General features: G+C 64.5%; 8 protein-coding genes and 2 pseudogenes. 9 read left to right on the forward strand and 1 reads right to left on the reverse strand.

Features of this window, described 5'->3' with window-relative positions; translation table 11 throughout:
• From EOD15_RS21530 to EOD15_RS21555, 6 genes and pseudogenes are all read left to right on the forward strand, one after another.
• A pseudogene (locus EOD15_RS21530) lies at positions 1 to 198 on the forward strand (thioredoxin family protein); the annotation flags it as partial.
• 30 nt (positions 199 to 228) lie between these two features.
• Positions 229 to 1,854 carry an FAD-binding protein gene (locus tag EOD15_RS21535; protein WP_127317879.1) on the forward strand — a complete coding sequence of 542 codons (1,626 nt, stop codon included), beginning with the start codon at positions 229 to 231 and terminating at the stop codon, positions 1,852 to 1,854.
• The gene (locus EOD15_RS21540; RefSeq protein WP_127317881.1) at positions 1,851 to 2,177 is read left to right on the forward strand and encodes a ferredoxin family protein; all 327 of its coding nucleotides are present in this window, start codon (positions 1,851 to 1,853) and stop codon (positions 2,175 to 2,177) included. The genes EOD15_RS21535 and EOD15_RS21540 overlap by 4 nt, the downstream gene beginning before the upstream one ends.
• Positions 2,178 to 2,209: 32 nt before the next feature.
• The gene (locus EOD15_RS21545; RefSeq protein ID WP_127317903.1) at positions 2,210 to 3,046 is read left to right on the forward strand and encodes an ABC transporter ATP-binding protein; all 837 of its coding nucleotides are present in this window, start codon (positions 2,210 to 2,212) and stop codon (positions 3,044 to 3,046) included.
• A gap of 12 nt (positions 3,047 to 3,058) precedes the next feature.
• Positions 3,059 to 3,955 carry an ABC transporter permease gene (locus EOD15_RS21550; RefSeq protein ID WP_127317883.1) on the forward strand — a complete coding sequence of 299 codons (897 nt, stop codon included), beginning with the start codon at positions 3,059 to 3,061 and terminating at the stop codon, positions 3,953 to 3,955.
• A gap of 36 nt (positions 3,956 to 3,991) precedes the next feature.
• Positions 3,992 to 5,011 (forward strand): aliphatic sulfonate ABC transporter substrate-binding protein, encoded by a 1,020-nt coding sequence (locus EOD15_RS21555; RefSeq protein ID WP_127317885.1) that lies wholly within the window; start codon positions 3,992 to 3,994, stop codon positions 5,009 to 5,011.
• Between the two features lie 49 nt (positions 5,012 to 5,060).
• Here EOD15_RS21555 and EOD15_RS21560 read toward each other — a convergent pair whose 3' ends face one another.
• Positions 5,061 to 6,089, reverse strand: coding sequence for a LacI family DNA-binding transcriptional regulator (locus tag EOD15_RS21560; protein ID WP_127317887.1), 1,029 nt, complete (start codon positions 6,087 to 6,089; stop codon positions 5,061 to 5,063).
• Positions 6,090 to 6,425: 336 nt separating this feature from the next.
• Here EOD15_RS21560 and EOD15_RS21565 point away from each other — a divergent pair, with 336 nt between their 5' ends.
• From EOD15_RS21565 to EOD15_RS21575, 3 genes and pseudogenes are all read left to right on the forward strand, one after another.
• On the forward strand, positions 6,426 to 8,039 hold the full coding sequence (locus tag EOD15_RS21565) for an extracellular solute-binding protein (protein ID WP_127317889.1): 1,614 nt from the start codon (positions 6,426 to 6,428) through the stop codon (positions 8,037 to 8,039).
• Positions 8,040 to 8,120: 81 nt separating this feature from the next.
• On the forward strand, positions 8,121 to 8,981 hold the full coding sequence (locus tag EOD15_RS21570; protein ID WP_127317891.1) for a carbohydrate ABC transporter permease: 861 nt from the start codon (positions 8,121 to 8,123) through the stop codon (positions 8,979 to 8,981).
• Positions 8,978 to 9,307 (forward strand): annotated as a pseudogene (locus tag EOD15_RS21575) (sugar ABC transporter permease); the annotation flags it as partial. The gene EOD15_RS21570 and the pseudogene EOD15_RS21575, both read left to right, overlap by 4 nt.

Genomic DNA, 9,307 nt, shown 5'->3' on the forward strand with positions numbered 1-9,307 from the left:
GCCTATCACGGCCAGTTCGACGATGCGCGGCCGGGCAATGGCAAGCCGGTGACGGGTGCCGATCTGCGCGCGGCGGTCGATACGGTGCTGGAGGGCGGCAGGCCCACCGCCAGCCAGGTGCCGTCGATCGGCTGCAACATCAAGTGGAGTGCCGGCAACGAGCCGGTCTGGTCTTCCAGCGCGGCCCGCGCGGCCTAGCGCCGTCCTCGACGCATTCGCCAGGTGTCCATGCCCAAGCCGCAAAAATCCGTTTCTGACAGGCTGCACCTCCAGGCCGACGTGCTGGTGCTGGGCGGAGGTCCGTCAGCGGCCTGGGCGGCTGTCGCTGCGGCCGAGAGCGGCGCCAAGGTGGTGCTGGCCGACAAAGGTTATCTTGGCACCAGTGGCGCCACCGCGCCCTCCAACACCGGCACCTGGTGCGTGCCGCCGGGCGACAACAGGCATGCCGTCGTTGAGCGGCGTTGGCAGCGCACCGGCGAACTCGCCGACCCGCGCTGGATGCTGCGCTGCGTCGATACCGCCTACCGCAATCTGCTCAGGCTGTCCGAATGGGGCTATCCCTTTCCGAGCGAGGATGACGGCCGGCTCTACATCGCCAATCTACGCGGGCCGGACTACATGCGCTTCATGCGCCGCCGGGTGCTGTTGGCCGGCGTCACCGTGCTCGACCATCACCCGGCGCTCGAACTTCTGTCCGACGGCGATGCCATCGTTGGCGCCGCCGGTGTCGTCCGGCAGATCGGCCAGGACTGGCGCGTCGACGCCAACGCGGTGGTGCTGGCGACGGGCGGCTGCGCTTTCCGCGAGCGCATCCTCGGCGCGACCGGGCTGACCGGCGACGGCTATCTGATGGCGGCGGAAGCCGGCGCCAGCCTGTCGGGCATGGAGTTCACCGGCAAGTACACGCTGGCGCCCTATGGCTCCTCGCTGAACAAGGGCCTGCCGTTCCGCTGGGCCTCGTTCCATCGCGAGGACGGCTCGCCGATCCTCGGGCCGACCGGCGAGCCTCTGCGCAACGGCATCGGCGACCGCGAGGAGGAAGTGGCGCGCGCGCTGATCGTCGGCCCGGTCTACGCGCGGCTCGATCAGGCCGAGCCGGCGCTGCAAGGCTGGCTGCGCCAGGGCCAGCCGAACTGCTTCGTGCCCTATGACCGCGCGGGCATCGATCCGTTCAGCGAACTGTTCCGCATCACCTTGCGCGCCGAAGGCACGGTGCGCGGCACCGGCGGCATCAACATCGTCTCCGACGATTGCGCCACCGGCGTGCCCGGCCTCTATGTTGCCGGCGATGCCGCCAGCCGCGAGATGATGACCGGTGCGGTATCAGGCGGCGGCGCCGTCAATTCGTCCTGGGCGCTGGCCAGCGGCTGGTGGGCCGGCAAGGGCGCCTCGACCCATGCCCAGCGCCGCACCGGCAAGGCTTTCCGCAGCGCGGTGCAATCGCTCGGCCAGGCCGGCTTGCATCCTGCATCATCGGCGAGTGCCGACATCTCGGCAGGCGAGGTCATCGAGGCGGTGCGCAGTGAAGTGACGCCGCTCGACAAGAATTTCTTCCGCACTGGCGAGGGCCTGGAGAAAAGCGGCGAGCGGCTGGAGAGTGTCTGGCGCGACGTGCGCGACCATCTGCAAGGCGAGGGGCTGGATAGGGTCCGTACCCGAGAGGCAGCTTCGATCGCCGCCGCCGGGCGCTGGTCCGTGGCCGCAGCGCTGCATCGCACGGAAAGCCGCGGTATGCACCGCCGCACCGATTTGCCGGGCAAGAGCCCGGCCTTCGCGCACCGGCTGGTCATCACCGGTGTGGATGCGTTCCGCATCGCAGGCGCGCCTGAGCGGCTGGCGGAGCTGGCGTCATGATCGAGATCGTCTCGGCCACGCGCTGCGTCGAGTGCGACATCTGCGTCAAGGTGTGCCCGGCCAACGTCTTCGACGCGACCGACAATGGCGTGCCGGTGATCGCTCGCCATGAGGACTGCCAGACCTGCTTTCTCTGCGAGATCTATTGCCCGACCGACGCGCTTTATGTGGCCGAGTTCGCCGAAGGGCCGACCGGCATCACGGAAGCTCAGGCCGACGCCCGACAGCTGTTCGGCTCCTATGCCCGCGGGCTTGGCTGGAAGCGCGGCAAGGCGGGCGGCTCGGAATTCGACCCGACGCACCGCATCCGCGTGGCGCAGTGAACCGATCGGAGACAGATATGGATCGCCCGAACATGGACCGGATCGTCGTCAGCGACATCAGCAAGACCTTCCAGCTCAAGCCGGGGCAGTTCGTCACCGTGGATGGCGAGGCGACCGACCGCGTCACCGTGCTCGACGGCGTCGATCTTTCCATCCGCAAGGGCGAGTTCATCACGCTGGTCGGCCCGAGCGGCTCGGGCAAGTCGGTTCTGCTCGATATCATTGGCGGGCTGACGCAGGCGACCGACGGCAACGTCCAGCTCGACGGCAGGCGCATCACCAGGCCCGATCCAAAGACCGGCTATGTCTTCCAGCAATATGCGCTGTTTCCCTGGCGCACGGCGCTCGCCAACATCGAATATGCGCTGGAAGTGCGCGGCGTGGCCAAGGCCGAGCGTACCGCCACAGCCCGCCATCTGTTGGCGCTGTTCGGCCTTGCCGGTTTCGAGAACCGTTTTCCCAACCAGCTGTCCGGCGGCATGCAGCAGCGTGTGGCGATCGCGCGTGCGCTGGCCAGCAACCCGGAAGTGCTGCTGATGGACGAGCCGTTCGCGGCGCTCGACCAGCAGACGCGCGAGCTTCTGCAAGGCGAGCTGCTGCGGATCTGGGGCAAGATCAACACCACGGTGATTTTTGTCACCCACTCGATCGACGAGGCGATCTTCCTCGCCGACCGCGTCGTGGTGATGACGGCGCGGCCGGGCGCGGTGAAAGAGATCATCGACATCGACCTGCCACGACCGCGGGACGGCGACATCCGCGCCAGCGCCGAATTCAATCTATATCGCGCCCGCGTCTGGGACGTGCTGCGCGACGAGGTCAACAAGGCGCAGAAGGACTGGACCCTGTCGCCAGCCTTCAGTCACTGAGGAGCTGGACCAATGGCCTATCTGACCGAGAAGTTTGGCTCCGCGGGAGCGCTCCACCTGTTGGCCGGCGCTGGCGAAACGGTCGCCGCCGCCAGGGTCCCGGCCATCAAGGCCAGCGCCAAGATCCGGAGCAAGAAAGCGAGCCGCGGCACGTTCCTCTATGGCGTGCCGCTGCTCGGCCTGTTCTTCCTGCTGTGGGAGATCGCGCCCCGGCTCGGCTGGCTGAACCGCATCTTCTTTCCGCCGCTGAGCGAGGTCCTGGTCGCCTGGTGGGCGCTGCTCGCCTCGGGCGTGCTGATCGAGCATATCGGCATCAGCCTGCAGCGCGCCGCGATCGGCTTCGCACTCGGCGTGGTGGTGGCCATCCCCCTCGGTCTGTTGATGGGGCGCTATTCGTTGTTCGAGAAGGTTTCCGACCTCCTGGTGCAGACGCTGCGAAACACATCGCAATTCGCACTGCTGCCGGTGTTCATCCTGTTGCTCGGCATCGGTGAGGAATCGAAGGTCGCGATCACCTTCTACTCCTCGGTTTTCTTTCTCCTCGTCAACACAATCAGCGGCGTCAAGTCGGTGGATCCGCTGCTGATCAAGGCGGCGCGCTCGATGGGTACGTCCGACTTCGATCTGTTCCGCAAAGTCATCCTGCCGGCCAGCATTCCCTCGATCGTCGCCGGCGCCCGGCTGGCGGTGAAATCCTCGCTGTTCGCGGTCATCGGCGCCGAGATGCTGGCGGCTAAATCCGGCCTCGGTTTCCTCATCCAGAACTCGCAGCTGATGATGGAAACGGCCGACATGTATGCCGGCATCCTGACGCTGACCGTCATCGGCCTGACCGTCAACTACCTGCTCGTCTGGTTCGAGCGCTGGGCAACAGCCTGGAAAGGCCAGTCCGAGACCTCGCTCATTTAAGCGGTCCATTCATTCCAACCAGGAAGGATTTTTCCCATGCCCAACATTCCATTCGACGCCCTTCGCCGGCTGCTGCTGAAGGGCGCTATTGCCGTCGTCATCGGCCTTGGCGGCATGCCTGCCTTCGCGCAGGACAAGCCTGAAATTATCCGCATCGGCAGCACGGCGCCGGGGCATCTCAAATTCATCATCGCCCAGAAGGACGGCTGGTGGGAGAAGGAATTCGCCAAGGACGGCATCAAGGTCGAACTGGTGACTTTCAATGGTGGTTCGGAGGCGACGACCGCGCTGGCCACCGGTGCGATCGAATTCACCTATACCGGCAACAATCCGGCGCTGCGGGTTGCTGCGTCCGGCGCCGACGTCAAGCTGATCGGCCTGTCGAGCTATGTGAAGGCCGGCGGTTCCTACATCGTCGTCAAGACCGACTCGCCGCTGAAGACGCTGCAGGATCTCAGGGGCAAGAAGGTCGCCTATCTCACCGGCACGGTGCGGCATTCGAACTTCAGCAAGGCGCTGAACAGCGTCGGCCTGACCACCAATGACGTCGAAGGTCTGAACCTGCCGTTCGAGGCATCCGGCCCGGCGTTGCTGCGCGGCGATATCGACGCCATTGTCGAGACCGATTCGACGGCGGCCAAGCTGGTCGACACCGGCGAGGCGCGCGTCCTGTTCGACACCAGCACTCATCCGGAATGGAACGTGCCCAATGTCATCTCGGTCAACGGCGCCTTCGCGGCGAAATATCCCGATCTGGTCAAGCGGCTGCTGAAGGTCGATATCGAGATTTCGCGTTGGGCCGATGCCCATCCGGACCAGACGATCAAGACCTTTGTCGAGGCCACCAAGTCGTCGGAAAAATCCGTCCGCAAGACCTATGCCGACGGGGTGTTCCATCAGGATCCGAAACTCACGGACGGCGCGATCGCCGCCTTGCAAGGCGAGGAGAAATTCATGGCCAGCGCCGGGCTGCTGAAGGGCTCGATCGACTATGGCAAATGGGTCGACAAGAGCTTTGTCGATGGCGCCGCGGCTGAAGTCGCTGCCGTCCAATAGACTAGAAGCATCGAGCGGGCGGGCGCTTTGCGGCGCCGCCTCGTACAGGTCAAATCTCCGGGATGTTCTCCTTGAAGATCACCTGCAGCCTTGGCTGGTGCAGTTCATAGGGCAATCCCCGGACCGCATGGATCAGGGTGTTGAGCGCTTCGCGGGCCTCGACGCGCGGGTTCTGGTCGATGACAGCGTCGAGCGTGCCGTCGAGCAGAAGGTCCTTGGTGCCGTCCGTCACTTCGTGGCCGAGGAAGACCATGGACTGGGCGCGGCCGCGCTCCTTGAGCGCGCGGGCGATACCGGTGTTGCCGGCGCCGACATTGTAAATCGCGGCAAGGTCGGGGTGCCGCTCCAGCAGGGCCGATGCCTCCGAATAGGCCTTCTCGCGATCGTCGAGCATTTCGCGCATTTCGACGATCTGCAGATTGGGTGATTCCTCGGTCAGCACGTGGCGGAACCCCATCTCGCGTTCTTCGTGGCCGCGATAGGACAGCGAACCTGCGAACAGCGCCACCTTGCCCGGACGCCCCGATCCCATGAAGCGGTTGAGCAGATAGCCGGCCAGCCGCCCGGCGGCGCGGTTGTCGATGCCGATATAGGCGACCCTGGGCACATGCAGGATGTCGGACGCGATGGTCACCACCTTGATGTCGTTGGCCGACAGGGAGCGGATCGCTTCGCGCACCGTCGGATGGTCGAGTGCGATGACGCCGACGCCTTGCGTCTGTCCGCGCAGATCCTGCAGCAGGCGAGCGAGCCGGTCAGGATTGAAGCCCTCTATGGTGGCGATACGAACATCGAGGTCGGGCCGCGCCAGAGCCTGTGCCTCAATGTGGCGGTGCAGCATCTTGATGAAGGAATTGGTGCCGGCCGGCAGAGCGAAGTCGAGCCGGATGACCTCGCCGGGCGAGGGCCGTAGCGGCGCGCCGTTCGGGCCTTCAGCGATGTAGCCGAGGCGCTGCGCCATTTCGAGCACGATTTCCCGCGTGCGCGCCCGTACGCCGGGCCGGTTGTTGAGCACGCGGTCGACGGTGGCGGCCGAGACGCCGGCCTCCCGGGCTATGTCAGTCAGGGTGGAACGCACCGTCTTTCATCTCCTGCATGCGTCAGATCGGTTGGTGACGGCTTCCCCGTCATCGGCGATTCTGATGGGAAATGATGTATCCGCCCTTGGCCGATGTGCAAGCCGCCGGGCTAAATCAAATGGTCCAGCAGGGATGCGCAGGGCCGGGAAGGGTCGGGTGCCCTCAAATTGAGGCATCCGGCTTGACGGATGGATCCCGTTTTGGTGCATTTCCTTGCCCTATTGCGATGTTATGATGTGTTTTGATTATTTATGATGTTGACAGCCTTGCGATGCTGTCGTCAATATCCCTCATAAGGGTCGTGGAGGAAACGTGGCCCTGAGGGAGGAGTTTCAATGTCTGACTTGATCCGCATCTCGCGGCGCCGGCTGCTGGCATCCGGAGGAAAGGCGGCCGTCATGATGGCCGCCGCTGGTATCGCACCCCAATTCATTCGTCCCGGCCGCGCCTATGCGGCCGACGCGCTGGCGCCAGGCATGATCGGCGGCCCGACGGGCTTCGAAGGGGCCGAGCGCTACCAGTATGGCGCCGATACGCCGGAAGGCCGCGCCATCGAGGCGGCCAAGGCGCTGAAGGGCGCCGGCAAGGCGCCGACCAAGATCGTGCTCGGCCTGTCCGACGGCTCGATCGGCCAGCTCACGCAGCCGTTCCCGGCCGGTGCGCCGTCGATCAAGGATCTCTGGGAAAAGGAAACCGGCATCGCGATCGAAATCGTCGGTCTGCCGAACGGCCAGGAATTCACCAAGACGATGCAGGACATCTCCACCAAGGGTGGGGCCTACGACATCTACTCGACCGAATGGAACCGCCTCGGCGACCTCGCCGAAACCGGCGGCATCGCCAAGCTCGATGACTTTGTCGCGCAGCATAAGCCTGAATGGGACGATCCCGTCAGCGGCTATGTCAACGGTGCCAAGGGCGTGTCGCTGCTCAACAAATACCGCGGCTCCAACTACGGCGTGTCGCTGGACGGCGACTTCCAGACCTGGGTCTACCGCACCGACCTGTTCGGCGACGAAGCCGAGAAGAAGGCCTTCAAGGACAAATACGGCTACGATCTGGCGCCGCCGAAGACCTGGAAGCAGCATGGCGACATCGCCGCCTTCTTCCAGCGCCCGGACAAGGGCCTGTTCGGCTCGACCGACCTGCGTAACCAGGGCTGGGGCTACACGAACTGGTACCAGCGCTATGTCTCGATGGCTTCGCCCAACCAGTTCCTGTTTGGCGATGACGGCAAGCCGATGATCAATTCCGAGCAAGGCATCGCCGCCACCAACGAATATGTTGCTTCGCTCGCGCATCATTCGCCGGATGCGATCTCCTGGGGTTGGCCGGAGCAATATGGCAACTTCGCCAAGGGTGGTGCGGCGATGACCTGCGCCTTCTCCAACCTGCCGAAATTCCTCGACAATGCCGGCAACAAGGATTCAGCCGTCACCGGCAAGATCGGCTCGATGCTGCCGCCCGGCCGCGAGATCGGCGGCAAGCTGATCAGCCGTTCCGTGCTGTGGTTCTCGCTGACCGGCATGGTCTCGTCGCAGTCGAAGAACCAGGAGGTCGCCTATCTCCTGCTGCAATGGCTGGGCTCGGCCCGGATCTACGCATGGATGAGCGCCAACCCCGGCGGTTATCTGGACCCGTTCCGGCTTTCGGACTTCTCCGATCCGCTGGTGCGCCAGACCTATCATGCCTACCACATGGACGTCGTGCGCGAGACGGTCGCCCGCACCGTGCCGACCATCAACTATCCCGGCGCGACAGCCTTCCACAATGCGCTTGACGAAAACCTGATGGCGGCGCTGACCAAGGCCAAGACATCGGAGCAGGCGATGGCCGATACCGAGGCAGAGTGGAAAAAGATCGCCCGGCGCACCGGCGAGGACAAACTGCTCGAAGCCATCAAGACCAACAAGGAGGCCTGGCCGACAGTTCTCGATCCAATCGTCTGATCCTTCTCCCTGGATCATATCGAAGGAGGGGAGGAGCTTGCTTCTCCCCTCCGCCCACAACGCCACCAGCAAAGCCGCCAGATGAAGCGTTCCGTTCCTTTCCTGATATTCCGCTATGCCGCGATCTTCGCGGCCCTGGCGGTGACGCTGGTGCCGATCCTGTGGATGGTGTCGATGGCGTTCAAGCCGATCGCCGAATGGTCGGCGACCGGCGCCGACCTGACCTGGTGGCCGAAGAACCCGACGCTCAGCAATTTTCGTTTCGTCTTCGGCGAGTCGACCAACAATCTGATCGTCGCGCTCGACCGTAACGCGCTGAAGCCGATCCTCGCATCGCTGCTGTCGGCGGTTTTCGGCACGGTGATCGCCATGTCGGCGGGCACTGCCGCGGCTTATGGGCTGTCGCGTTTCGGCTCCGGCCAGAACCTGCCGCTGGCGCTGATCCAGCTCAGGATCTTTCCGCCGATGGCGGTCATGATCCCGGTGATGATCATGTGGGCCTTCCTCAACTTCACCGACAGCTGGTGGGGCCTGGCGCTGATCTACGGCATCGTCACCTTGCCGTTCGCCTTCTGGCTGATGAAGACCTTCTTCGACGATATGCCGCGCGAGATCGAGGAGGCAGCGCTTGTCGAAGGCTGTTCGCGGCTGCGCGTCTTCACCCGCATCACGCTGCCGATGATGCGCGCGCCGCTCGCCAGTGCCGCGCTCTTCGTCTTCATCCTCAACTGGTCGGACTATCTGATCGCGCTGCTTCTGACGACGCGCGAATGGGTGACCATCCCGGTCTACATGGCCTCGCTATCCTCCTCGATGACCGGGCAGCTCTATGGCGCCAAGGCGGCGCTTGGCCTGATCGCGGCCGTGCCGCCGGTGATCATGGGCATCGCCATTCAGCGCCATCTTGTGCGCGGGTTGACGTTCGGGGCGCTCAAGCAATGAGCGCGGTGACTGCCATGACGTCCAAGGATGAGATGAAAGCCGTCGGAGCAAAGCCGGTTTCGCGCGATGAGGGCGCAAGGCTGGGTTTCCGGCTGACATTGCCTGCGCAGATCCTGGTGCTGTTCATCTCGGCCTTCCCGCTGTTGATGCAGCTCTACATCAGCGTCACCGACTGGTCGCCGCTGTCGGGCACCGGCTGGTGGAACGCCTGGTCGATGTGGAACAGCTTTGCCAACTACACCGATCTCGCCGCCGACGCGCGCTTCTGGAGCGCGCTGAAGCGTACGGTCATTGTCATGATCGTCTGCGTGCCGGCGGAATTCCTG

Origin of the sequence: Mesorhizobium sp. M7A.T.Ca.US.000.02.2.1 (assembly GCF_003996995.1) — a bacterium.
Taxonomy (GTDB): Bacteria; Pseudomonadota; Alphaproteobacteria; order Rhizobiales; family Rhizobiaceae; genus Mesorhizobium.